The following is a 22,617-nucleotide window of genomic DNA, read 5'->3' on the forward strand; positions in this document are numbered from 1 at the left end:
GCGGCCCGCTATTAGAGCGCCGCGGCCACTTCCGCGCCTTCGCGAATCGCGCGTTTCGCGTCCAGTTCAGTGGCGACTTTCGCCCCGCCGATCACGTGATAACGCGGGCCGCCGGCCTGATTCGCTTCACCCGCTGCCTGCGGGTGCAGATCGCGCAGCGATTCCTGCCCCGCGCACACCACGATCGTATCCACGTCGAGCCATTCCTCGACGCCTTCATGCGCGATCTTCAGCCCGCGCGCCGCGATTTCCAGATACGAGACGCCGCCGAGCATTGTCACGCCGTTCCTCGCCAGCGTCGCGCGATGCACCCAGCCGGAAGTCTTGCCAAGCCCCATGCCGAGCTTGCCGGCCTTACGCTGCAACAGCCAGATTTGCCGCGGCGGCCGCGCCGGAGCGGGCGGTTTCAGCCCGCCGCGTTCCCGCACGGCCAGATCGACGCCCCATTCGTCGAGCCATGCGTCGCGCGGCATTGGCAGAGGGTCGCCCGCGCGATGCAGCAAAAACTCGCTGACGTCGAAGCCAATGCCGCCCGCACCGATCACCGCGACACGCTGGCCGACCGGCGCACCACGCAGCACGTCCACATACGACAGCACGTTCGCCGCGTCGATGCCGGCAATCGCCGGCCGGCGCGGCACGATGCCGGTGGCGACGATCACGTCGTCGTAAGCACCCAAGGCCAGCAGGGCGGGGTCGACGCGCGTGTCGAGCCGCACGTCGACGCGGTGGCGTTGCAACTGGCTCTGAAAATAGCGGATCGTTTCGCTGAACTCCTCCTTGCCGGGCACGCGCATCGCCAGATTGAACTGGCCGCCGATCGTTGCGCTCGCATCGAACAGCGTCACGTGATGCCCGCGCGCCGCGGCGACGGTCGCCGCCGACAATCCCGCCGGACCCGCGCCGACCACGGCCACCGAGCGCGCGGCCTGCGCCCCGGCGACGGGCCGGTAGATCAGTTCGGTTTCGCGTCCCGCGCGCGGATTGACGAGGCACGTGGCGCGCTGGTTCTTGAACGTGTGATCGAGGCAGGCCTGATTGCAGGCGATACAGGTGTTGATTTCGTGCGCGCGACCCTCGGCGGTCTTCACCACGAACTCGGGATCGGCCAATAGCGGCCGCGCCATGGAAACCAGATCGCCCGCTCCCTGCGCGAGCAGTTCTTCGGCGACCTCGGGCGTATTGATGCGGTTGGATACGATCACCGGCACCTTGACGGCGGCCTTCAATCGCGCGCTCAGCGCGGCGAAGGCGGCGCGTGGCACCGAGGTCACGATGGTCGGCACACGCGCCTCGTGCCAGCCGATGCCGGTGTTGAACATGGTGACGCCGGCGGCTTCGAGCGCCTGCGCGACCTGAACGGTTTCGTCCCACGTGTTGCCGCCCTCCACCAGATCGATCAGCGAGATCCGGTACACGACGATAAAGCGTTCGCCGCATACCGCGCGCACCGCCTCGACGATCTCGCGCGCGAGTCGCATGCGGTTTTCGATGCTGCCGCCGTACGCGTCGGTGCGCTGGTTGGTGCGCGGGCACAGGAACTGGTTGAGCAGGTAGCCTTCACTGCCCATGATCTCCACACCGTCGTAGCCCGCGCGTTGAGCGAGGCGTGCGCAGCGCGCGTAGTCGCGCACGGTCTTCGCAATGCCGGCGATAGTCAGCGCTCGCGGCTTGAACTTCGAGATCGGCGACTTGATCGCCGATGCGGAGACGACGAACGGTTGATAGCCATAGCGGCCCGCGTGCAGGATCTGCAGCGCGATCTTGCCGCCTTCGGCATGCACGGCCTCGGTCAATTTCCGGTGATTGCGCAGATCGAATACGGAATTCAACGTGCCGCCGAACGGCAATAGCCAACCTTCGCGATTCGGCGAGATCCCGCCCGTGACGATCAAACCGACGCCGCCTTTCGCGCGCTCGCGGAAATACGCGGCCAGCTTCGGGTAATTCCAGAAGCGGTCTTCCATGCCCGTGTGCATCGAACCCATCACCACGCGGTTGCGCAAACGAGTGAAGCCCAGATCGAGTTCGGCGAGTAAGTGTTGGTAAGACATGCGGGTGACCGTGTAATTATTGGACGCGCACGAACAATACACCGCGTTGCGTGCCAACCCGCCGAGGAAAAATTCTAATCCTCGCAAGTCGTTGCTCCGTAAGACATTCTTCAGCCGCCACCGGCCATGCCAAACCCCGCGGCACACGCATTGCTCAAAGCGAGCGTCCATCGACAGGGACCGCGCCGTTCGGCAAAAAGGCGCGATGTGCGGCAGGGATAGGAGGGGGTGCTCCGTTTCGGAGAGCCGGCCTGAAACCGTTCAAACGACCAGCGAACAAGGTTTCAGACGGCGTGTTGTCCGAAGCGGGACGTCCACAAATCAATGGGCCGAGAGCCCGATAACATCGATAGGTGAACATAATGAAACTGATCCGAACCATGGTGGCGATGGCTGCGGTTGCATCCATTCTGAGCGCGTGTGGCGGCGGTTCCGACGACGTGGGCAAGGAACTCGGGCTGACCAATCCGGAGATCCATTTCATCCATGCCATTCCGAGTGGCCCGGCGGTCGACTTTCTCGTGAATGGCGCAGCGCCTTCTGGTCAGACGAACATTAGCTATAAGGGTGTGACGAACCTCACCAATATCAACACAGGTGCGACGACTGTCGCTTACTCGGCGACCGGTTCGACGACGGCGCTTGCAAGCGGCAGCTTTCCGGATGTCGCCAAGGGCCACGAATACACCGTGCTCGCTCTGCCGGGTCTCGCCGCACCGGACATCGGCCTGATCGACGATCCGTTCGACAAGGGGCTGCTCTCGAATAGCGCGCGTGTGCGCGGGTTCAACGCTTCGGCGAACGCGACCAATCTCGACCTGTATCTGGTCCAATCCACCGCCACCAACATCGCCAACGTCTCGCCGACCATGGCCGGCGTGGCATTCAAGAACGCGGTGCCGGCGAGCGGTCAGGACTCGATCTACGTGTCCGGCGGCACGTACGTGCTGATCGCGACAGCGGCGGGCAGTAAGACGCCGATCTTCCAGTCGCCGGCATTCACGTTGTCGAACAATGCCGACTGGCTGGTGACGTCGGTGCCGATCGCAGGGGCGCTGAGCCAGCTCGTGCCGGGCCAGATCCATCTGCTGGTCGCGCAGAACGGCAATACGCAGACGCCGAGCGTCGAACTGACGAATACGCTGACGGGCCAATAAGTACGCGAAGTGCGCGAAGAAGTGCGCTGACAGGAATGCCCGCAAGCGGCGCTTGAATCAGACGCATGCAATAAGCGACACGTCCTGGGGAGGACGGAGCGGCGATCCACGCGAGTGGATCGCCGTTTTGTTTGTGGCGTCGCTGAGCGTCGGTAACGAAGCCGTGACTGTTGCGAGCATCACGCCGATGCGTGCGCGAAGGCTGCGCAAACAACGAAGCCCGACCATCAGGCGAAAAAAAGCCCGCCGAGGTTTCCCGCGGCGGGCTTTCACGAACCCCCGTTGCCAGGCGCCTCAAAGCGCCGGGCGTCTGCTTCATATGACCTGCTTACTTGGCCTTTTCAGCCGAATTCGTGATGGCGTCGCCACCCTTCGAAATGTCCTGCCCAGCCCCCGCCATGGTGTTGCAACCGGCGAGCGCAGCCGTCCCTGCAATGAGAAGCAAAGCGATCAGTCGATTCATGAGAGTTCTCCTTGTCGAGAATGCATCGGTTGACGTGCCCGTGTTCTACGGCACGCGCCAGCTAAGCTAGCTGTCGTCCGACCGGGGCTTACGCCAGTCGATCCGGTCTGATTGCATGGTAAAAAAAGGGCGCGGAAGGCGCTGTCGGCCGGGCTGCGATTTTCTTGTAGGCGTGCTCCGCTGTTTGCGTCGGCGCACTCCTACAAGCCTGACTGTGACGTCGCGCGAGCCTTTGCTAGACGGACGTTCGCGACGGCGTGGCCGGCGGCAGGTCGATCGAAGGCGTCGCGGTGCTCACGCTCGGCATCTCCACATGGATGTCGGTGCCGTTGGGCACGCCGCGCCGGATATCGAAGCGCCCGCCGTGCGCGGCGACGCGCTGGCGCATGCCCAGGAGCCCATGCGTGTGGGTGCGCTTCAGATCGGCCGGCATGATGCCGACGCCGTTATCGGCGATATGCAGCGCCACCTGGCCATCGCCGACCTGCAATGCGATCGACACCTTCGAAGCCCGCGCGTACTTGGCGGCGTTGGTGAGCGACTCCTGCGCGACGCGAAACAGCGCGATCTCCGTCTGCTCGTCGAGCTTGATGTCGTCGGCGGGCAGGTGCAGTTCGAGCGTCCAGTTGTTGCGCTGCGCGGCTTCGTCGGCGAGCGTACGCAACGCGGTAACGAGCCCGAAGTTCGCCAGCACCGTAGGCCGCATGTCTTCGATGATGCGGCGCTTGAGCGCAATGCCCTGGTCGAGATTCGCGAGCGCCCGCTTGAGTTTCTCGGAGATATCCGGCGCGCTGTCCTTCAGTTTGCGGTTGGCCCACGCCACGTCCATTTTGCTCGCGGTCAGAATCGCGCCGAGCTCGTCGTGCAGCTCGCGCGCGAGCTGGGTTTTTTCGTTTTCGCTGACTGCCTGCAAGTGCCAGCCGAGCGCTTCGAGCTGACGGGTGCGTTCATTCACGAGCTGGTCGAGTCCCTCCTGTTGTGTGATCAATTGACGCTGCACGCGCGCCTGACGATCGATCTGAATGCCGAGGTTACGAAACAGCAGGATGAACAGCACGATATTCAGCGCCGACAAGCCCGCTGCGCACAGCGTGGAGATGCGCTGATCGCCGCGGCTCGCGGCAAGCGCGTGTTGCGCGCGGCGCTCCTCGTTGTCGCGAAGCAGCGAGAGCGTGCTGTCCACGAGCGACGCATCGGCCGGACTGGCTTCGCTCGCGCTGCCGCAGGCGGCGAGATCTAGCGGATGCGGCGCCGCGCGCTGCAGCGCGGACGCGCCCGCGCCAATACGCGCCTCGATCAGCGCCAGGATCTGCGTGAAGCTGGCGAGTTCCGCGCTGTCGGCTTTGCCGCTGCGGTAGAAGCGGTTCAACTGCTGTTCGCTCTGACGGATGCGCACAGCGGTCGCGCAGAAATCGCGCGCTAAAGCGTCCTGCTTCGTCAGAAGAAAATCGCTTTGCTGCGCACTCAGGCGCGAGAGCTGGCTCGCAAGAATGCTCAGTTGCACGGTGACGTCGCGTGCTTCGAGTGCGGTCTCGTATTCGGCGGCAATGCGTTGGCGCGCGGTCTCGAGAATCACGAGACCGCCCACGGTAATGACGATCGCCACGGTCATGGCAATCGCCCAACTGCGATTGCGCATCCAGTCGCTCAGGCGGGTGGCGGGCCCAAGGGCGGCCGCGTTCGGCGCATTCTGCTCATTTGGCAATTTCGGCTCCTCTATTGGGGCTTCAGTGTAACGTCCGCCGCGTCAGGCGACGGTGCGAGTATCGCGCCGACGCGGCCGCCGTGCCGGCGCAACACACCGGCCTCGCGTGGCTTACGCGCTCGCCGTAACGCTGCCGTAATCCAATGTCAGCGGATTCTCACACGAAAACCGGCGTGCGTCGGAATGCGCCCGCCGTCGCTGATGGCTAGGATTGACCTGATCGTTCAATCAATGTTTCGGGAGAAAGCCATCATGCTGAAATGGGCGTTGTTCTTCGCCGTCGTGGCGGTGATCGCCGGCCTTCTTGGCTTTACCGGCGTAGCGGCAGGCGCGGCGGCAATCGCGAAGTTCCTGTTTATCGTGTTCGTGATTCTGTGTGTCGTGTTCCTCGTGCTCGGCTTCGTGGTGACGAAAAAGATCGTCGATTAGCGTGGTTCGACGAGGAGTTCGCAGGCCGTGTCTTCGAAACTGGCAGACGGTTCGCCATTGAATGTGCCGAGCCAGGCCACGCAGATACCAACAAGAAGGAGAGTCGCCATGCTTCACTATGCCATTGTTTTTTTCGTGATCGCGATCATCGCCGCCGTGTTCGGTTTTACCGGAATCGCAGCAGGGGCGGCTGAAATTGCGAAGATCCTGTTCTACATTTTCCTCGTCGTGTTCGTGGTCACGCTGCTGCTCGGCGTATTCCGAACGTAGACGGGCGCTTACTGGTAGCCCGCATTCCTTGTGCCGGCGCATCAGGCGCGATTCGTGCGTAATGCGCAGTTACCCCCAATACCGGATAAAGGAGAAATTCAATGTCGAAGTCACCTGGCGCCCAGGGCGCGGCCACTCAATCCAAGGATCCGTTCGTGATGGATCTGGCGAAGATCCGCGAAGACGCACGCAAGCACATGTCGGACGGTCCGGTCACGCAAAGCTATGGCGCGGATCGCGAAACGGTGCTGAAGCTATGCAATGACGCACTGGCCACTGAAATCGTCTGCGTGCTGCGTTACAAGCGGCATCACTTCATGGCAAAGGGCATCAACTCCGAGGCGGTGGCCGCGGAATTCGCCGAACATGCCGCGGAGGAACAGGAACACGCCGACCGCATTGCCGAGCGGATCGTGCAATTGGGCGGCGAGCCCGATTTCGCACCGGACGGTTTGAAGACGCGCTCGCATTCGGAATACAAGGAAGGCGACAGCCTCACCGACATGATCAAGGAAAATCTGATCGCCGAGCGGATTGCGATCGATACCTACCGCGAGATCATTCGCTATCTCGGCGACAAGGACGTGACGACGCGTCGTATGTTCGAAGAGATTCTCGCTGTGGAAGAAGAGCACGCGGACGATATGGCGGATCTGCTCGAAGGCCGCGAGTAAGCGGGAGGGCGCTGCGGGCACGGGCGGGTCTGGGCGGGTGTGGCAGGTTTCCCGCGCCGGCATGCGCCGCCATGTCCTTCTCCGATTCCGGCAGACGCCGTGCCGGAGATCATTACAATGTCTGCTTTGGAGCGATTCCAATACACGGACACCCAAACCGATGATTCGAGTGTTGATAGCCGACGACCATGCGATCGTCCGAGGTGGCTTCAGGCAGTTCGTCGCTGACGAGCCGGATATGTGCGTCGCGGCCGAAGCGGCCACCGGCGACGAAACCATCAGCCTCGTGCGCGAGCAGGCGTTCGACGTGGTGCTGCTCGACATCGCGATGCCGGACAAGAACGGTATCGACACCTTGCGTGTGATCAAGCAGGTGCGTCCGGAGCAGGGCGTACTGATTCTGTCGGGCTACCCGGAGAGCCAGTACGCTATCAACTTGCTGCGCGCGGGCGCGAACGGGTATCTGAACAAGGATTGCGAGCCCGACGAGATCGTGCGGGCGATTCGCTCGGTGGCGCGCGGGCATCGCTACCTTTCCGAGGCGGTGGCCGACGCGCTCGCCGACAATCTCGACAAGCCGTCCGCCGGGCGGCCGCACGAAGCGCTGTCCGAGCGTGAGTTCCAGATTTTCTGCAAGCTCGCGGCCGGGCAGATTCCCACTGAGATTGCCGAGGAATTGCATTTGTCCGTGAAGACGGTGAGTACCTACCGGGCCCGCGTACTGGAGAAAATGCAACTGGCGAACAACGCCGATCTGACTTATTACGCGATCAAGAATGGTTTGATCGAATAATGGACGATCGAGATATTCCGATGAACAGCGAATCGAACCCTGTCGCCGATCAAGCCAGCCGCGCACCCTTGCGCGTGCTGCTGATCGAGGATTCGCCGCTGATTCGCCGAAGCCTCGTGGAAGCGATCGACGCCTCCGGCCTGCTCAAGGTAGCCGCCTACGCGGATTCCGCGGATCAGGCGATTGCGCTATTGAGCGACGAGCCCTTCGACGCGGTGATCGTCGATCTGCAGTTGAAGCAGGGCTCGGGCGTGCCGGTACTAGCCTACCTGCAGCGTGAGGGATTGATCGACCGGGTATTCGCCGCGGTGCTGACCAATCATGCGTTGCCCGCGTATCGGGAGCGCTGCGAGCAATACGGCGTGCGCCACTTTTACGACAAGTCGTTCGAGTTCGACCGGGTGATCGACGCGCTGCACGACTATGCGTCGGCGCGAAGCGGCCAATGAGCGCTCCGCGCGAACAGGGCGCCGATTAACCCTTCACATCTTTCACGCCTGCGGGCAGCGCCAGATGATTCCACGCCGCCAGCCCGGCGAACACGAGGCCGGCCGCGCTCACACCAAGCCATCCAAACGTCGGCCACACTGCCGCGCCGACGCCGGAGCCGATCGCTCCGCCAATGAAATACGCCACCATGTACACGGTATTCACGCGGCTGCGCGCGTCCGGCTTGAGTGCGTAGATGCGTGACTGATTAGAGATTTGCGCGGCCTGCACGCCGATATCGAGAACGATCACGCCGATCACGAGGCCCGCAATGCTTCTCGCCGATGCGCCGAACACCACGAACGAAATCGCCACCAGCACGATCGACACGGTGATGATCGCGCGCGGTCCGCGCCGGTCGGAGAACTTGCCGGCGAGCGGCGCGGCCATCGCGCCTGCCGCGCCGACAATACCGAATAGCCCCGCCGCTTGCGGCCCGAGATGAAACGGCGCACCGGCCAGCAGCAACGCCAGCACCGACCAGAAAATGCTGAACGCAGCGAACAGGGCCGCGCCGGTCAGCGACGCTTCACGCAGCGCGCGGTGCTCGACTACCAGATGCCACATCGACACCAATAGCTTGCCGTAGGGCAGCGTGGACGTCGGCTGACTCCTGGGCAGACGCAGAATGATGACCACCGCGAGCACCAGCAACGCGACCACGGACGCGCCGAATACCGCGCGCCAGCCGAAATATTCGGCGATCACGCCCGACGCAGTTCGCGCCAGCAGGATCCCCAGCAGCAAACCGCTCATCACCGTGCCGACCGCGTGGCCGCGTTCGGCCGGCGGCGCGAGTTCCGCCGCGAACGGCACCGCTTGTTGCGCGATGGTGGCGAGCACGCCGATCGCCAGACTTGCGAAGATCAGCACGGACAGCGTTGGCGCGGCGGCGGCCACTACCAGCGCGACACAGATGCCGGCGATCTGCAGCAGGATCAGAAGGCGGCGATCGAAGCGGTCGCCAAGCGGTGCCAGCAACAGCATGCCGGCCGCGTAGCCGAGTTGGGTGACGGCCGGCACCGCGCCGACCCACGACGCGCTGTGCGGAAACGACAACCGGAAGTCGTCGAGCAGCGGCTGGTTGTAATAGATGTTCGCGACCGCGACGCCCGCGATAGTGGCGAGCAGAAGCAGCAGGCCGCGCAGCGACCGGTCGGCGGAAGCGGGAGTGGACGCGTTGGAAGTGGACATGAGAGAGGGCGATTGACGGACCGGCCCATGCACGGTCCTCAAGCGTGCCGATCATACCGGAGCATGGCGGATCGTGCTGACGGCCGCGAGCGCGCAAACACGCCAGTTCCAAGCCACCTGAAAGGGACGCGTCGACAAAATGAGATGGTCGTTCGTGGTTAGTTCGTAGAATCGGCGCGCCTCATCCGACCGATTACGACAGAACGAAGCAAACGAAGAACGACTCCATGGCCTCGACCACGAAACATGAACCTCGACACATCGGCGGCTGGCTGCTCGTCGCGTTGACCTGCGTTGCCGCGTGGGTGCTCCATACGGCGATCGCCATGCGCGATCCGCTCAAACTGATGCTCGAATGGGAACTGCTGGCGGTGTTTATCCGGCGCGAAACGCATGGCTGGTATCGCGCCGTGCTCGCGATGGTCGGCTGTGATGTCGTCACGGGCGTATTCATCGTGGCCGGCGCGGGCTGGCTGGCGCTGCTCGTGCTGCGCAGGTCTGCGCGCTTCGCGCCGCAGGTGCAGGCTTGGCTCGTCGCCATTGTCGCGATGCGAGCCGGCGCTTATCTGCTCGGCGATTACATGACACACGCCATCGGCATCGACATCGCCGTTCCCTACGGCGATCTCATTCAGGCCGTCGTCGCGGCCGCGCTCGGGATTCCGTATTTCAGGTCGTCCCGGCGCGTGCATGAGACCTTCATCCGCGCGTGAGCGCGCGTGTCAATCGAACAGATCAATTGATCAGATCGCCCTCGGGTTCGTAAAAGGGATACGGCCCATCCGCCGCATCCACATACGCGTGATGCGTGACGATGCCGGTTGCCGGGTCATAGCGATGCAGCGCATACGCCGGCGGCTCCATCATGAACGCGGACGGCGCATCGTCGCGCAGATCGAGCGCGACCTGATGCGCGGGCGCCGGCACCGCGGAGGCGATCGTGCCGCCAAAGCGCACGAACATGGGCCGGTGCACATGCCCGCAGATCACGCGTTCCACGTTCGGGTAACGCGCGATCAACGCCGCGAGTTTGTCGGATGCGGTGGGATCGAGCCGCAATTCATCCATATGCCCGATGCCGCACACAAACGGCGGATGATGCAACGCGACCACCGTCGGTTTGCCTTGAGCCGCGTCGAGTTGCGTGGCGAGCCACGCGAGCCGCGCGTCGCACAGATCGCCCGCGCTTTGGCCCGGCACCATCGAATCGAGCGCGATGAGTCGCAGCGCGCCGAGATCGACCGCGTATTGCACGAATTCGCCGCCGCTTTGCAATTCCGCGCGATCGGGAAATGCGGCACGCAACGCGGCGCGTTCGTCGTGATTGCCGACCAGCAGGAAGTAGGGAATCTCGAGCGGCGCGAGCAGGGTCTTGAGATGCGCGTACTGTTCCGGGTCGCCCTGGTCGACGAGGTCGCCCGTCATGATCACCGCGTCGGGACGCGGTTCGAGCGCATTGAGGGCGGCCACGCAGCGTGCGAGATAGGCGCCGGTGTCGACGCGGCGGTAAGCGAGCGCGCCGGGCCGTTTGATATGCAGGTCGCTAATTTGAGCCAGCAGCATGGGGTGTCCTTTTTTATAGCGCGCCAAACAACGGCGTCACTTCATTACGATAGCGCAATCAGCGCGTCGTGCGCGATTGAAATGCCGACCGGTGTGCCACGCGCCAATTCCACGCGGCCCGCCACGTCGATCAGCAACGCGTCGGGAGCGGCGCCGCCCACCGTCAGCCGTGTTCGCTCGCCGAGAAACGCGGTGCTTTCGATATGGCCACGCAACTGCGCATGAGCCGGATCGGCAAGATAAGCGTCTTCGGGGCGGAAGAAAATTTCGTGCGCCGAATTCACGTGCGCGTCTCCCGCGGGCAGCGGCACGGCGCCGCCGGTGGTCGTCAGCAGGCCGTCGCGCCGCTCGCCCGCGAGCCGGTTGATCGTGCCGACAAACTGCGCGACCGTCCGGTTGGCGGGGCGGTAATAGATCTCGCGCGGCGAGCCGATCTGCTCGATGCGCCCCGCGCTCATCACGACGATGCGGTCGCCCAGTTCCATTGCTTCGGCCTGATCGTGCGTGACGTACACGGTCGTAATGCCCAACTCGCGCAGCAACGTGTTCATCTCGCTGCGCAAGGTGTCGCGCAAGCGGGCGTCGAGGGCGGTGAGCGGTTCGTCGAGCAGCAGCACGCGCGGCTGCACGGCGAGCGCGCGTGCGAGCGCCACACGCTGGCGCTGCCCGCCGGAAAGCTGATCGATCGGCTTGTCGGCGTGAGCGGTGAGACGCATCATGCCGAGCAATTCGTCGACGCGTTGGCGGACAGTCTCGGCCGGCACGCGTTTGATCTTCAGGCCATAGCCGATATTGCCGCGCACTGTCAGGTTCGGAAACAGCGCATAGCTCTGGAACACCATGCCGACCTGGCGCTTTTCGATCGGCAGGGCGGTGACGTCGTCGTCGCCGAACGCGATGCGGCCGCCGGCGTCCGGCGTTTCGAGCCCCGCGATCATGCGCAGCGTCGTGGTCTTGCCGCAGCCGGACGGCCCGAGCAATACCAGCGTTTCACCGGCGTCGATATGCAGATCGAGCGGCTCGAGCACGCGCGTGCCGCGAAACGTTTTCGCGCATTGCGTCAGCGCGATGGGTACGGAGGCAAGTTTCATGGTTTGAGCGACTTAGAAGGAGAGACGGCGGCACGTTGTTTCGCCGCGCTGCGCTGGCCGGTCGCATCGACACCGAGCCATTGCATCGCGACGAGCAGGGGCATCGTCATGATGAAAAACAGAATCGTGTAGGCGCTGCCGATCTCGATGCGCAACGACGCATACGTGTCCGCGAGACCCACCGGCAGCGTTTTGGTATCGGGCGTGTGCAGCATCCACGTGAGATTGAATTCGCCGATGGAGAGCGTGAGCACCGCCAGCGCGCCGGCCACGATGCCGGGGCGCGCGTTCGGCAGCACGATCGTCACGAAGCGTTGCAGAAAGCTCGCGCCGAGACTCGCCGCGCCTTCTTCGAGCGTGCGCAGATCGCTGCTCGCGCACACGGCGGCGACCGCGCGCACCATGAAGGGCAGCGTGAACACCACATGGCCGACGACGATAAACGCCACGCTCATGCGGAACATCGTGAAGCCGCCGTAGACCACCAGCAGCGCGAGCGCCGACGCAAGGCCCGGCAGCGCGATTGGCAGCACCAGAAACTCTTCGATGATGCGCGAGAGCCTCGTCTTGCTGCGCGCGAGTACGTAACCCGCCGGCACGCCGGTGAGCAGCGTGATGAGCAGGGTCGCCGCCGCCACTTCGAGCGAGAGAAATACCGAGCCGTGATATTGCGTCCACACTTCTTCGAGCCAGCGCAGCGTGAGTCCGCTCGATACGCCCTTGAAGTAGTTGACCGTCAGCCCCGCCATGATCGACATGACGACTGGCACGATCAGAAACGCGCATAGCAGCAGCGTCACGAGCCATTGGCCGGCTGCGAGGCACGTTCTGGCGGCCGGCAGGCGCGCACGCGAGCGCGGCTTCGTTGCCGGCTGTAGAGAAGCGGTGATGGAATTCATTGAGGTCCTGTCTTCCGGTCTGGCAGCGCCAGGTTTGAACATGCCGTTCATGCGCTTGCCGCCACGGCCGAACCGCTCACGCTGCGCGCCAACGCCAGCACGGCCCACGTCACCATGCCGAGCACGATCGAGAGGCCCGCGGCGGTCACCATGTTCGCGTTGAGGGTGAATTCGGTGTAGATGGTCATCGGCAGCACGTCGATGTCGGTGGCGAGTGTGAAGGCGGTGCCGAATGCGCCCATCGCGGTGGCGAAGCACACCGCGCCCGCCGCGATCAGACCAGGCGAGAGCGCGGGCAACACGATGTCGCGCATGATGCGCCACGGCGACGCGCCGAGCGAGCGCGCGGCTTCTTCCAGCGATGCATCGAGCTTGGTCGCCGAGGCCATCACGGTGACGATCACGCGCGGAATCGAGAAGTACAGGTAGCCGAGAAAGAGGCCGCTCATCGAATACGCGAACACCCAGCGGTCGCCCGTGAGTTTCAGCGAGAGCGCGCCGACCAGCCCCTGGCGCCCGGCGAGCATGATGACCATGAAGCCGACCACCACACCCGGAAACGCCAGCGGAAAGGTGAGCAGCGCGAGCAGCGTGCGCTTCAAAGGAAACTCGCGGCGCGCCAGCAGCAATCCCGCGATCACCGAGAGCACCAGCGTCGCCGCCGTGACCGCCGCGGACAACAGCACGGTCGCGCCGAGACTCGACATGTAGCGCGGATTCGTCAGCATCGCGCGATAGGTGGCGAACGCGTGGCCGTCGCCGCTCAACTGCGCGAGCGCGCCCATCGGCAACAGCCAGAAGGCGATGAATACCGCCAGCGCCGGCGCGATCAACGCGATGCGCCAGCGCAGCGGGAACGTGATGTCGTTCAATGCATCACCTGCAGATAACGCTCGCCGAAGCTCGACTGCTTCTCGGCCATCTTGCCGAAGTCCACCGGTTTGGCGCGCGCATAGTCGCTAGCCGGCAGGAATTTCGCGGCGGTGTCGGCCGTCATCGCGTTTGCGCGGACCGGGCGCAGATAGGCGTCGGCCCACAGCTTCTGGCCTTCGTCGGAGAGCACGAAATCGAGCACCTTCTTGCCGTTGGCCTCGTGCGGCGCGCCCTTCACCAGACTCATCACGTACGGGACGGAGATCGTGCCTTCCTTCGGAATCACGAACTCGACGTTCGCGTGATCCTTGTACTTTGCGCGGTAGGCGTCGAAATCGTAGTCGAGCAGGATCGGAATTTCGCCAGACATCACGCGCGCGTAGGCGGTCTGCTTCGGCACGATCGGCGCATTGGCCTTCAGCTTGCGAAACCAGTCGAGGCCCGGCTCGAAGTTATCGAGCGTGCCGCCGAGCGCCTGGTTCACCGCCACCGCGCCCGCATAGCCGACGAACGCGCTCGACGGGTCGAGGTAGCCGATCATGCCTTTGTACTCGGGCTTGAGCAGGTCGGCCCACGAGCGCGGCACGGGCTTTCCTTCGAGCGCGTCCTTATTGACGAAAAAGCCCAGCGTGCCCGAATGAATCGTGAACCAGTAGCCTTGCGGGTCCTTCATGTTGGCGGGAATGTCATCCCAATGCGCGGGCTTGTACGGCTGGATCACGCCCTTGTCCTTCGCCTGGAAAGCCGATGAGACGCCGAGGTACACCACGTCGGCGACCGGGCTCTTCTGTTCGGCCATGAGCTGCGCGATCGACTGGCCGGAATTCTTGTTGTCGAACGGCACGCGAATGCCGGTCTTCTGCTGGATCGCCTTGATCTGGCTCGCCCAGTCGGCCCATTCGGGCGGGCAGTTGTAGCAGATCGCGGTTTCGTCGGCATGCGCGAGCGAGGGTGCGGCCAGAGTCATGACAAGTGCCGAGGCGGCGAACGCGGCGCGCGCCAATTGACGCACTCGAACAAAAGCGGTGGAGGAACGGCGGGTCACAGCAATCTCCCAGAGATGGACAAGGTGGCTTCAGCGGTGGTGTCGAGTACGGGTGAACTGACGCAATACAGGTGGCGCGATGCGGGGGTGCCGGACATCGCTTGTGTGCCGTACTGTCTGGCGATGTAAACGTTTTCGTCGAGCGGATTATCGGGAACGTATGTGACGACGCTATGACGTGTGGCTTGCCGTTCGGGCGGCCGTTCTCCGGATACCGTTTGATCGGATCAGTTGATTCTTGACCTTATATCTGCGCGGCATTTTCTTGCGCCGGCTAATTCGCAGGGAAATCCCAATTCCGGTTTTCCGTGATTTTAGGAGTTCTCCGATGGGCGGTGAGCAGGGCGAAATTCACTATGAAATTGCCGCTTGTTACGCGGCATGACGGTAAAGCGGATTTAATTTCAGAAAACGGAGGCGTTGCGAAGCTGTTGTGTTTTTGTCCCGGTTTGTTCGAAGGTAATCTCAATTTTGATATTAGAGGCTTGTATGAAAACCAATCTATTGTTGGCCATGACTGCCGTGCTTTTATCTGTTTGCGCGCCTGCTCACGCAGCCACGGAATGTTATTTCGAGAAAACCCACGACGCTGTGGATTTGAATATCGACAATCTGGTGTTTCAGAACGTGGTTGCGCCCAAGTCCGGGTACGCCGCGATCAGCCCAGCCGGAGGCATGTCCATCACGCCCACCGACGACAACATCACCTCGAACTGCGATCTCGGGCAGGGCGGCCAGGCATTGAGGGCCAAAAATAACCGGCCGGCCTCGACGGACTATAAATATGTGTCCGTTACAGATGCCAGCGGCAATTCCCATCACGCTGTTTTGTATAGGACAACAGCGCAGGGAATATACTACACTGTTAAAATTACCAACGACGAATGCACCGATAATTCCGGATTTATTCCCCCTGATAACTCGTACGTTAAACTATATGACGTAGGTGATTCAAAGGAAAGGAAGTGCTTGAACGGGGCTAAGCATTTTACCTTTGGGGTTAAGTTTTATGTGAGCCCGGAGTATAAAGGTGCGAAAGGCACGTTCAGGTCCAACGAGACGATACATGGCAGCTTTAATATCTCTGGAGCGGTCGACGAAGTGGCCGTAAGGTCGGTGATATTCAATGCCACGTTGAAATAGTTTTTTCTTTCTGCCCGAGCCCGTGCCCATTTCGGTGTCCGGATGAGGTGCGGCGCCTCGGGCTTCAGCAGTCGGGCTTCAGCAGTCACCAGCGAGCAATGCGCGGGCGTCTCATACAAACGGCCGCTCGGCATTTTCCGAGGCCCGCACCCGCGAGGGCTCGTTGCGGTTCGAAATCGCCGCGATGGTGGCGCCCTCGCGCAAGCTGTGCGGCAAGGTCAGCGTGAGCGATGTTTCATTCAAGGCTTCGTAACTGCCGGTGACGCGCGCCAGCAAACGCTCCCAGGCCGCACAGCCGATTTCCCGATTCGGCGCGCAGATGCTGGCAAGCGGCGGCGACAGCAGTTCGCCCATCGCGAGTCCGTCGAAGCCGAGAATCGACATGTCGTGAGGAATCTGCAGGCGCGCGCGGCGCAGGCCACGCATGACCACCATCGCCAGCAGATCGTTGCTGCAGAAGAGGGCACTGGGACGGTTCGCGCCGCTCGTCAGATGGGCGAGCACCGCGGGCGACAACTCCTCTGCGTTGAAATCGACCTCGAGCGCGGGCGCCGGCGTCAAGCCGGCTTGTTGCATGGCCTGCGAATAGCCGAGATGCCGCTGGCGGGCGCGGTCTGAGGCAGCCAGCGTGCCCGCCAGCATGAGAATACGGCGATGGCCGTGAGCGATCAGCATGCGCACGCCGTCGTAGGCCGCGAGACGGTTGTCGACGGCGACCGACGGACGGCGTACCGTGTCGTTATGCATCAGCACGTAGAGCAGGCCCGCGCGGTCGAGTTCGTCGAGCAGCGGGTGCGTGTCGGCATCGGCGACGGTCAGGATCAGTCCTTCCACGCGGTGTTCGCGGAGCGTCTCGATAGCGTGGCGTTCACGGTCGGCGTCGTACTGCGTGGTCATCAGCATGAGCCGGTAGCCTTGCGCCGAGGCGAGTTCGTCGATACCTTGCAGGCACTCGGCGAATACGGGATTGGCGAGCGTCGGCAGGATCACGCCGATCAGGCGCGTGCGTTCGCCGCGCAATTGGCGGCCAAGCGGGCTGGGGCGGAAGTTCAGCGCGTCGATGGACTGGCGCACTTTGTCGAGCGTGACCGGGTTGACGGTATGCGGCGCGTTGATCGCGCGCGATACCGTGGCGATGGAGAAACCGGCGTGGGCAGCGACATCTTTGATCGTCGGAGTCATGGGTTTCCGCTCGGTTCGTAAACGTTTTCGTGAGTTTCCGTGAGCGGATTATCGGCAACGTTTGTGACCCCCGGATGAATTCGGTTTTTGGGTTGTGCCGCGCCTGAAAATCGCGGTACGGGGCGGGTGCCGCGGCGGTTTGGTACGCCTGCCGCGAAATGGTAGAATTCGCGTCCACATGCGTTCTGGCCCCTGCCGGGGTGATGAAATTGGTAAACATAGCGGACTTAAAATCCGCCGCTTCACAGCTTGCCGGTTCAAGTCCGGTCCCCGGCACCAATCGTCCCGCCAAGGACTTGCGCGCTTTCAGCCGAACCCGGTTCAACCTGCGCGCAACCGGATCAGACGCCTTTCCTTCCCGCCGTATCTGAAATGCGCAGCCGCTCGCCCACGTGTTCGACGACGTGCGATGCTATGACGTAGTCAACCTGCGTGTCACACCAAGGCAACCCAACTCCAACGGAGAAATCGATGGGCAACGAAAAATCGAAGCGCGCACGCCGCGCAGCCGAAAGCCTTTTCGGGGATTTGCCGAGCGCCAGCAACACCCGGGCCAGCCGCCCCTCGAATCCCTTCGACGACGATCCATTTCAAAAGCCGGCCGGCACAACGCCGGCTGGCGATGCACTCGTCGTGCTGCCGGCCCAGTTCGAACTGCCGCCCGGTTACGAAGATGCGGCAGCCATGCGCGATGCGCTCGCCCGCATCTGGCGGATGGACTGGATCAAGGTCGGCAAAGACGAATGCGTGGTGCGCCTGCCGGTCGGCTGGCGCGCGGACAAATCAGTGGACGGTGTTCTGCGAATCGAATGCGCGGGCGTGGTTCGTGCGCAGGGCCGGATCGTGGAAGGCGCGATGCTGCAGATACTCCCGCGCTATTACCTGAAGGCGGAATTCCATGAGTCGAACGATCACTGCCGGATCGTCGTGCGGGACCGCGGCCGAAACAACGCTGTGTTGAAGGAATCGTTCTGGGACACGAGAAGCGGTCCGAACCATCCGCAGTGGAAGATTCTCTCCGACTGGCTGGACACGCAATATCCCGATCATCGCGACCCGCTGCGCTATTGGGACGATTGCGAAGACAATCGCCGCGCCGGTTGACCGAGCGCCGAGCCGAAGCATGTCCCACCTGAAATACCTCACCGGCTACCCAGCCGCGCTCCAGGAGAAGGTCAAACAGCTGATAGCCGAAGACCAACTCGGCGCGTACCTCGTCGCGCGCTACCCCAACACGCACGAGGTCCAAACGGACCGGGCGCTTTACGCGTATTGCGCGGACCTGAAACGCGAGCACCTGCGCAGCGCGGAGCAGATCGACAAGGTCACGTACGACAGCAAACTCGACGTGGTGCGCCACGCGCTGGGTCTGCATACGAGCATTTCCCGCGTGCAAGGCGGCAAGCTGAAGGCGAAGAAGGAAATCCGCATCGCGTCGCTGTTCAAATCTGCCGCGCCGGAATTTCTGAAAATGATCGTGGTGCACGAACTCGCTCATCTGAAGGAAAGCGATCACAACAAGGCGTTTTACCGCCTGTGCGAGTTCATGCAGCCGGGTTACCACCAGATCGAATTCGACTTGCGTCTCTACCTGACGCATCGGGAACTGGCGAAAAAGCAGACCTGACGATCCAGCGTCAGGTCTCGTGCATCAAGTCGCAATCGCGCCAGCCGCGGAAGCCGTCAACAACACCGGAATCGATTTCGACGTCGGCGTTCCCGCGCCGTCGGCGACCGACGAGAGCGGCACCAGCGGATTCGTCTCCGGATAATAGGCGCCGAGACAGCCGCGCGGAATGTCGTACTCCACGAGCAGAAAACCGTCCGCGTGACGCTCGATCCCATCGGCCCACACGCTCGTGATATCCACGCGTTGCCCCGCCTCGAACCCCAGCATCGCGAGATCGTCCCTGTTCGCGAACAGCACGCGACGCTGACCATACACCCCGCGATAACGGTCGTCGAGGCCGTAAATCGTCGTGTTGTACTGATCGTGCGAGCGCGTCGTCATCAACGTCATCAGCCGCTCGCCATGTTGCTTGCGCGCCTGATGAATCGGCGTCGCCGTGTCGATCGCATGCACGAGGAACTGCGCCTTGCCGCTCGGCGTTTTCCAGATCCGCTCGCGTGAGGCCACGCCGAGATGAAAGCCGCCAGGGTTCTTCAGCCGCTCGTTGTAGTCCGTGAATCCCTCGATCACTTTGGCGATGCCGTCGCGAATCAGCGAATAGTCCGCTGCCTGCGCGAGCCAATCCACTTTCGCGCTGCCGAGCGTCGCATGCGCCATGCGCGCGACGATCGCGATCTCCGACAACAGATTCTCCGAAGCCGGTTTGTTCATGCCGTACGAGATATGCACCATGCTCATCGAGTCCTCGACGCTCACGCCTTGCGCGACACCGTTCTGCAAGTCGATCTCGGTGCGCCCGAGCGTCGGCAGAATCAGCGCGTCGCGGCCATGCACGAGGTGGCTGCGGTTCAGCTTGGTGGTGATGTGCACGGTGAGATCGCACGAACGCATGGCGTCCCACGTGCGCGGTGTGTCCGGCGTCGCAATCGAGAAATTGCCGCCGAGTCCAATGAATACTTTCACCTTGCCGTCGAGCATCGCCTGAATGGTGTTGACGACGTCGAGTCCGTGCTCGCGCGGCGGCTCGAAATCGTAGACTTCGCCGAGCTTGTCGAGGAACGCCTGCGTCGGCCGTTCCTCGATGCCGACCGTGCGGTCGCCTTGCACGTTCGAGTGCCCACGCACCGGGCACAGGCCCGCGCCGCGTCGGCCGATATTGCCGCGCATCATCATCAGGTTCGACAGGATCTGCACCGTCGGCACCGAGTTCTTGTGCTGCGTGAGGCCCATGCCCCACGTCGAAATCACGGCGCGTCCCTTCACGTAGATGTCGGCGAGCTTCAGCACGTCCTCGAACGGCACGCCTGCTTCGGCGACGATGGTGTCCCAGCTTTCCGCGCGCAGGTCGTCGGCGAACGCGTCGAAACCCACGGTGTGTTCGGCGATAAAAGCGATGTCGAGCACGCGTTCGAGACCCGAGATCAACGCTTCGTCGTCGAGTTCGATCACGCGCTTGGCGACGCCCTTGATCAGCGCGAAGTCGCCGCCGACTTTCGGGCGAATGAACACGGAGCTGATCTTCGTGCTGCCCATCGTCAGCATTTCGACCGGATGCTGCGGGCTCGCAAAGCGTTCGAGGCCGCGCTCCTTGAGCGGATTGATCGATACGATGGTCGCGCCGCGTTTGGCGCACTCGCGCAACTCTCCGAGCATCCGCGGATGGTTGGTGGCCGGATTCTGGCCGAAGATCAGGAGCGTATCGGCGTGTTCGAAGTCGTCGAGCGTGACCGTGCCCTTACCGATGCCGACCGTATGCGGCAAGCCGCGGCTGGTCGCCTCGTGGCACATGTTCGAGCAGTCGGGGAAGTTGTTGGTGCCGTACATGCGCACGAACAGCTGGTAGAGGAACGCGGCTTCGTTGCTCGCGCGTCCCGAGGTGTAGAAGGCGGCGCGGTCCGGATCGTCGAGCCGCTTCAGGTGCGCGGCGATCAGCTCGAACGCCTCGTCCCAGCCGATCGGCACATAACGGTCGCGCAGCGCGTCGTAGACGAGCGGGTCGGTCAGGCGGCCGTGCTGTTCGAGCTCGAAGTCCGATTGCGCCATCAGTTCGGTGACCGTGTGCTGCTCGAAGAACGCGGGCGTCACGCGCTTGCTGGTCGCTTCCGCGGCCACGGCTTTCACGCCGTTCTCGCAGAACTCGAAGGTGGACGCGTGCTCGCGATCCGGCCACGCGCAGCCCGGGCAGTCGAAGCCGTTCGGCTGATTCTGCTTGAGCAGCATGCGGTAGTCGCCGCCCGTCACCTTTTCCTTGATGAGATTGATGGCGACGTACTTGAGGGCGCCCCAGCCGGCGGCGGGGTGCGTGTACGGTTCGATGCGAGCTTCGGGTTTCTTCATGAGGGTGCCGCGGTGTCGGGCCTGAACGCGCCTGGAGAGGCTGATAGGTGCAAGCCTACTGTGTTCCAAAAAGTGCGCAGCATACAGAAATTTGGAAAGGTGAGGGATACAGTTGGCGGGTTTTTGTCATAGACTGACGCTCCCACCCATGTTTTTGCTCGATCCAGGCCCTTGAATCTGTACGAAAAACTCGCCGACGAAATCACGGAAGCCGTGCGCCGCGGCGTATTCGCGGCCGGCGAGCGGATTCTCTCCGTGCGGCAGGCGAGCCAGCAACACGGCGTCAGCATCAAGACGGTGTTGCACGCTTACGCGTTGCTGGAAAACCGGGGGATTGTCGAGACGCGCCCGCAGTCGGGCTATTTCGTGCGCGACGCCGCGGCGCTGTCGGCGGCGCTCGACGCGCCGCAGCCCGGCCGCCCGCGGCCGCCGCAAGCGCCACAGACACCGCCGGTCGCGGCGACCGTGGACGTGAGCCGCCTCGTGCTGTCGACCTTGCGCAGCATCCGCGCGCACGAGGCCGTGCCGTTCGGCTCGCCGTATCCGGATCCGTCGCTGTTCCCGTGGCGGCGCATCAACCAGTATGCGAACGCGATCGCGCGACGCCAGGCGAGCTGGAATCTGATCGACGACCTGCCGCCCGGCAATCCGGAACTGATCCGGCAGATCGCCCGGCGCTACGCCGAAAACGGCGTGCCCGTCGATCCCGGCGAGATCATCATCACGCTCGGCGCGACCGAAGCGATCAACCTGAGCCTGCAGGCGGTCGCGAAACCGGGCGACACCGTCGCGGTCGAGTCGCCCACCTATTACGCGATGCTGCACGCCATCGAGCGGCTGGGCATGCGCGCGATCGAGGTGACGACGCATCCGGTTCATGGCATCGACATCGAGGCGCTCGCGCAGGTGATCGCCGAGCAGAAAGTCGCAGCGTGCATGGTGATGCCGAACTTCCAGAATCCGCTCGGTTTCCGCATGCCCGATACGCGCAAGCGGCAACTGGTGGAACTGCTCGCCGCGCACGAAATTCCCGTGATCGAGAACGACGTCTATCAGGAGCTGTACTTCGGCGAGACGCGGCCGTCGACCTTGAAGAACTTCGACACCAAAGGGCTGGTGTTGCATTGCGCGTCGTTTTCGAAGAGTCTGACCGCGTCGTACCGGATCGGCTGGGCGCTGCCGGGACGCTATCGCGCGCAGGTCGAGAAGCTGAAGTTTCTCAACACGCTGACCACGCCGTCGGTGCCGCAAGTCGCGGTCGCCGACTATTTGCGGCAGGACGGCTACGACCGCCACTTGCGGCACGTGCGCAAGGTCTACCGGCAGCAGGCGAGCATCATGATGGCGATGGTGCAGCGGTTTTTTCCGGCGGGCACGCGCATGTCGACGCCGCAAGGCGGCTATGTGCTGTGGGTCGAGTTGCCGGACAGCGTCGATTCGATGCGGCTTTACCAGGCGGCGCTCGCGCGCGGCATCACCGTTGGGCCTGGCACGATGTTTTCGACGCGCAACGATTTTCGCCACTTTATCCGGCTCAACTACAGCTATCCGTGGACGGCGCAGACCGAAGCGGCGTTGAAGACGCTCGGCGAACTGGTCACGCAGATGGCGTAAGGACAAGGAGAC

22 protein-coding genes and 1 tRNA gene are annotated in these 22,617 nt (G+C 63.1%); 12 read left to right on the forward strand and 11 right to left on the reverse strand.

Annotated features, from left to right (window positions below; all coding sequences use genetic code 11):
• Positions 1 to 11 precede the first annotated feature (11 nt).
• Positions 12 to 2,054, reverse strand: a complete 2,043-nt coding sequence (locus P0D71_RS02660; protein ID WP_408479211.1) for an oxidoreductase — start codon at positions 2,052 to 2,054, stop codon at positions 12 to 14.
• 362 nt (positions 2,055 to 2,416) lie between these two features.
• On the opposite strand from P0D71_RS02660, the gene P0D71_RS02665 reads away from it, so the two are divergent.
• On the forward strand, positions 2,417 to 3,211 hold the full coding sequence (locus P0D71_RS02665) for a DUF4397 domain-containing protein (protein WP_408300601.1): 795 nt from the start codon (positions 2,417 to 2,419) through the stop codon (positions 3,209 to 3,211).
• Positions 3,212 to 3,539: 328 nt separating this feature from the next.
• On the opposite strand, the gene P0D71_RS02670 is transcribed toward P0D71_RS02665, so the two are convergent.
• Positions 3,540 to 3,674 carry an entericidin A/B family lipoprotein gene (locus P0D71_RS02670; RefSeq protein WP_091792786.1) on the reverse strand — a complete coding sequence of 45 codons (135 nt, stop codon included), beginning with the start codon at positions 3,672 to 3,674 and terminating at the stop codon, positions 3,540 to 3,542.
• Positions 3,675 to 3,909: 235 nt separating this feature from the next.
• The gene (locus P0D71_RS02675; protein ID WP_408479212.1) at positions 3,910 to 5,379 is read right to left on the reverse strand and encodes a sensor histidine kinase; all 1,470 of its coding nucleotides are present in this window, start codon (positions 5,377 to 5,379) and stop codon (positions 3,910 to 3,912) included.
• A 252-nt stretch (positions 5,380 to 5,631) separates the two neighbouring features.
• Here P0D71_RS02675 and P0D71_RS02680 point away from each other — a divergent pair, with 252 nt between their 5' ends.
• From P0D71_RS02680 to P0D71_RS02700, 5 genes are all read left to right on the forward strand, one after another.
• Positions 5,632 to 5,808 (forward strand): DUF1328 domain-containing protein, encoded by a 177-nt coding sequence (locus P0D71_RS02680; protein WP_091800263.1) that lies wholly within the window; start codon positions 5,632 to 5,634, stop codon positions 5,806 to 5,808.
• 108 nt (positions 5,809 to 5,916) lie between these two features.
• Entirely contained in the window at positions 5,917 to 6,078 is a 162-nt protein-coding gene (locus P0D71_RS02685; RefSeq protein WP_006052455.1) for a DUF1328 domain-containing protein, read from the forward strand.
• Positions 6,079 to 6,179: 101 nt separating this feature from the next.
• Positions 6,180 to 6,752: a ferritin-like domain-containing protein gene (locus P0D71_RS02690; RefSeq protein WP_408479213.1), complete on the forward strand. Its 573-nt coding sequence runs from the start codon at positions 6,180 to 6,182 to the stop codon at positions 6,750 to 6,752.
• Between the two features lie 160 nt (positions 6,753 to 6,912).
• Positions 6,913 to 7,545: a response regulator gene (locus P0D71_RS02695; RefSeq protein ID WP_408184596.1), complete on the forward strand. Its 633-nt coding sequence runs from the start codon at positions 6,913 to 6,915 to the stop codon at positions 7,543 to 7,545.
• A gap of 20 nt (positions 7,546 to 7,565) precedes the next feature.
• Entirely contained in the window at positions 7,566 to 7,994 is a 429-nt protein-coding gene (locus P0D71_RS02700; RefSeq protein WP_408184595.1) for a response regulator, read from the forward strand.
• A 25-nt stretch (positions 7,995 to 8,019) separates the two neighbouring features.
• Here the strand turns inward: P0D71_RS02700 and P0D71_RS02705 are convergent, their stop codons facing one another.
• Complete coding sequence (locus P0D71_RS02705; RefSeq protein ID WP_091792790.1) at positions 8,020 to 9,228, reverse strand: MFS transporter; 1,209 nt, start codon at positions 9,226 to 9,228, stop codon at positions 8,020 to 8,022.
• A gap of 227 nt (positions 9,229 to 9,455) precedes the next feature.
• Here P0D71_RS02705 and P0D71_RS02710 point away from each other — a divergent pair, with 227 nt between their 5' ends.
• Positions 9,456 to 9,941, forward strand: coding sequence for a DUF2569 domain-containing protein (locus P0D71_RS02710; protein ID WP_408479214.1), 486 nt, complete (start codon positions 9,456 to 9,458; stop codon positions 9,939 to 9,941).
• Positions 9,942 to 9,963: 22 nt separating this feature from the next.
• On the opposite strand, the gene P0D71_RS02715 is transcribed toward P0D71_RS02710, so the two are convergent.
• The 5 genes from P0D71_RS02715 to P0D71_RS02735 are packed head-to-tail and all read right to left on the reverse strand — an operon-like array spanning position 9,964 to position 14,699.
• Positions 9,964 to 10,791, reverse strand: coding sequence for a phosphodiesterase (locus P0D71_RS02715; protein WP_408479215.1), 828 nt, complete (start codon positions 10,789 to 10,791; stop codon positions 9,964 to 9,966).
• Between the two features lie 44 nt (positions 10,792 to 10,835).
• Positions 10,836 to 11,882, reverse strand: coding sequence for an ABC transporter ATP-binding protein (locus P0D71_RS02720; protein ID WP_408479216.1), 1,047 nt, complete (start codon positions 11,880 to 11,882; stop codon positions 10,836 to 10,838).
• Positions 11,879 to 12,781, reverse strand: coding sequence for an ABC transporter permease (locus P0D71_RS02725; RefSeq protein ID WP_408479217.1), 903 nt, complete (start codon positions 12,779 to 12,781; stop codon positions 11,879 to 11,881). Before P0D71_RS02725 ends, P0D71_RS02720 begins: the two co-directional genes overlap by 4 nt.
• A 47-nt stretch (positions 12,782 to 12,828) precedes the next feature.
• On the reverse strand, positions 12,829 to 13,653 hold the full coding sequence (locus P0D71_RS02730) for an ABC transporter permease (RefSeq protein WP_408347510.1): 825 nt from the start codon (positions 13,651 to 13,653) through the stop codon (positions 12,829 to 12,831).
• Positions 13,650 to 14,699, reverse strand: coding sequence for an ABC transporter substrate-binding protein (locus P0D71_RS02735; protein WP_091792796.1), 1,050 nt, complete (start codon positions 14,697 to 14,699; stop codon positions 13,650 to 13,652). Before P0D71_RS02735 ends, P0D71_RS02730 begins: the two co-directional genes overlap by 4 nt.
• A 489-nt stretch (positions 14,700 to 15,188) precedes the next feature.
• On the opposite strand from P0D71_RS02735, the gene P0D71_RS02740 reads away from it, so the two are divergent.
• Positions 15,189 to 15,842: a hypothetical protein gene (locus P0D71_RS02740; RefSeq protein WP_408479218.1), complete on the forward strand. Its 654-nt coding sequence runs from the start codon at positions 15,189 to 15,191 to the stop codon at positions 15,840 to 15,842.
• A 111-nt stretch (positions 15,843 to 15,953) separates the two neighbouring features.
• On the opposite strand, the gene P0D71_RS02745 is transcribed toward P0D71_RS02740, so the two are convergent.
• Positions 15,954 to 17,024, reverse strand: a complete 1,071-nt coding sequence (locus P0D71_RS02745) for a LacI family DNA-binding transcriptional regulator (protein WP_408300622.1) — start codon at positions 17,022 to 17,024, stop codon at positions 15,954 to 15,956.
• A gap of 194 nt (positions 17,025 to 17,218) precedes the next feature.
• On the opposite strand from P0D71_RS02745, the gene P0D71_RS02750 reads away from it, so the two are divergent.
• The 3 genes from P0D71_RS02750 to P0D71_RS02760 all read left to right on the forward strand — a co-directional run bounded on the left by P0D71_RS02750 (position 17,219) and on the right by P0D71_RS02760 (position 18,651).
• Positions 17,219 to 17,303 (forward strand) — tRNA-Leu (locus P0D71_RS02750).
• Positions 17,304 to 17,495: 192 nt separating this feature from the next.
• Positions 17,496 to 18,128: a hypothetical protein gene (locus tag P0D71_RS02755; protein WP_408184589.1), complete on the forward strand. Its 633-nt coding sequence runs from the start codon at positions 17,496 to 17,498 to the stop codon at positions 18,126 to 18,128.
• A 19-nt stretch (positions 18,129 to 18,147) separates the two neighbouring features.
• Positions 18,148 to 18,651, forward strand: a complete 504-nt coding sequence (locus tag P0D71_RS02760) for a M48 metallopeptidase family protein (protein WP_091792800.1) — start codon at positions 18,148 to 18,150, stop codon at positions 18,649 to 18,651.
• 24 nt (positions 18,652 to 18,675) lie between these two features.
• Here P0D71_RS02760 and P0D71_RS02765 read toward each other — a convergent pair whose 3' ends face one another.
• Positions 18,676 to 20,991: an FdhF/YdeP family oxidoreductase gene (locus tag P0D71_RS02765; protein WP_408479219.1), complete on the reverse strand. Its 2,316-nt coding sequence runs from the start codon at positions 20,989 to 20,991 to the stop codon at positions 18,676 to 18,678.
• Positions 20,992 to 21,162: 171 nt separating this feature from the next.
• Between P0D71_RS02765 and P0D71_RS02770 the strand changes: the two genes are divergently transcribed.
• Positions 21,163 to 22,605, forward strand: coding sequence for an aminotransferase-like domain-containing protein (locus P0D71_RS02770; protein WP_408479220.1), 1,443 nt, complete (start codon positions 21,163 to 21,165; stop codon positions 22,603 to 22,605).
• Positions 22,606 to 22,617 lie beyond the last annotated feature (12 nt).

Source organism: Paraburkholderia sp. RL17-383-BIF-A, assembly GCF_046028015.1.
In the GTDB taxonomy this organism is placed as follows: Bacteria; Pseudomonadota; Gammaproteobacteria; order Burkholderiales; family Burkholderiaceae; genus Paraburkholderia.

Excerpts from the sequence above, each read along its gene's own strand:
- P0D71_RS02660 (WP_408479211.1), bottom strand. The coding sequence starts at position 2,054 with ATGTCTTACCAACACTTACTCGCCGAACTCGATCTGGGCTTCACTCGT.
- P0D71_RS02665 (WP_408300601.1), top strand. The coding sequence starts at position 2,417 with ATGAAACTGATCCGAACCATGGTGGCGATGGCTGCGGTTGCATCCATT.
- P0D71_RS02670 (WP_091792786.1), bottom strand. The coding sequence starts at position 3,674 with ATGAATCGACTGATCGCTTTGCTTCTCATTGCAGGGACGGCTGCGCTC.
- P0D71_RS02680 (WP_091800263.1), top strand. The coding sequence starts at position 5,632 with ATGCTGAAATGGGCGTTGTTCTTCGCCGTCGTGGCGGTGATCGCCGGC.
- P0D71_RS02685 (WP_006052455.1), top strand. The coding sequence starts at position 5,917 with ATGCTTCACTATGCCATTGTTTTTTTCGTGATCGCGATCATCGCCGCC.
- P0D71_RS02690 (WP_408479213.1), top strand. The coding sequence starts at position 6,180 with ATGTCGAAGTCACCTGGCGCCCAGGGCGCGGCCACTCAATCCAAGGAT.
- P0D71_RS02695 (WP_408184596.1), top strand. The coding sequence starts at position 6,913 with ATGATTCGAGTGTTGATAGCCGACGACCATGCGATCGTCCGAGGTGGC.
- P0D71_RS02700 (WP_408184595.1), top strand. The coding sequence starts at position 7,566 with ATGAACAGCGAATCGAACCCTGTCGCCGATCAAGCCAGCCGCGCACCC.
- P0D71_RS02705 (WP_091792790.1), bottom strand. The coding sequence starts at position 9,228 with ATGTCCACTTCCAACGCGTCCACTCCCGCTTCCGCCGACCGGTCGCTG.
- P0D71_RS02710 (WP_408479214.1), top strand. The coding sequence starts at position 9,456 with ATGGCCTCGACCACGAAACATGAACCTCGACACATCGGCGGCTGGCTG.
- P0D71_RS02715 (WP_408479215.1), bottom strand. The coding sequence starts at position 10,791 with ATGCTGCTGGCTCAAATTAGCGACCTGCATATCAAACGGCCCGGCGCG.
- P0D71_RS02720 (WP_408479216.1), bottom strand. The coding sequence starts at position 11,882 with ATGAAACTTGCCTCCGTACCCATCGCGCTGACGCAATGCGCGAAAACG.
- P0D71_RS02725 (WP_408479217.1), bottom strand. The coding sequence starts at position 12,781 with ATGAATTCCATCACCGCTTCTCTACAGCCGGCAACGAAGCCGCGCTCG.
- P0D71_RS02740 (WP_408479218.1), top strand. The coding sequence starts at position 15,189 with ATGAAAACCAATCTATTGTTGGCCATGACTGCCGTGCTTTTATCTGTT.
- P0D71_RS02745 (WP_408300622.1), bottom strand. The coding sequence starts at position 17,024 with ATGACTCCGACGATCAAAGATGTCGCTGCCCACGCCGGTTTCTCCATC.
- P0D71_RS02755 (WP_408184589.1), top strand. The coding sequence starts at position 17,496 with ATGGGCAACGAAAAATCGAAGCGCGCACGCCGCGCAGCCGAAAGCCTT.
- P0D71_RS02760 (WP_091792800.1), top strand. The coding sequence starts at position 18,148 with ATGTCCCACCTGAAATACCTCACCGGCTACCCAGCCGCGCTCCAGGAG.
- P0D71_RS02765 (WP_408479219.1), bottom strand. The coding sequence starts at position 20,991 with ATGAAGAAACCCGAAGCTCGCATCGAACCGTACACGCACCCCGCCGCC.